The organism is Aliivibrio sp. 1S128 (genome assembly GCF_001691065.1).
GTDB lineage: Bacteria > Pseudomonadota > Gammaproteobacteria > Enterobacterales > Vibrionaceae > Aliivibrio.
In genome coordinates this window covers 1-457 of record NZ_MAJV01000165.1, presented here as the reverse complement: position 1 = coordinate 457, position 457 = coordinate 1, and the positions used below count along the sequence as shown (strand labels likewise).

The following is a 457-nucleotide window of genomic DNA, read 5'->3' as shown; positions in this document are numbered from 1 at the left end:
GAAACGACAAAATATAGAGTATTAATTAATACAAAAACTCAAGAAATTAGATCTGAGGAAATTGTTCGATCAAAAGTAGGTGATTATCAATATTTTGAACAGCTAGGGCTCAATGCTGATTATACAAGAGATGGTGCTGGCGGCGTAATATTTCTGAAATTAAACGAAGATAAAACCGTTCCTAAGGATAAATGGACGAACTGGCCACAAGTATGCTCAGGCCATTCAGCCACACTTTCATGGTTATACAACGGTTTTGCACATAATGGTGCATTTATCAAGGAGAATAAATGATGACGCTAAACAAGGTACTTCTCATTACATGCATAGCCATGTTTTTAAACGGATGCAACCAAGAAGGATCATCTGCACCAAGTACCGCAGTCGCCCCTCCAAAAACCGACATTGAATTGCTTAACGAGCAAGAGTGGGACGATAACCGTGTTTATGTCACTAA

General features: G+C 38.7%; 1 pseudogene. It reads left to right on the top strand.

Annotation, left to right across the window (positions count from 1 at the left end):
* Positions 1-294, top strand: a pseudogene (locus A6E03_RS18440) (hypothetical protein); the annotation flags it as partial.
* Positions 295-457: the final 163 nt, after the last annotated feature.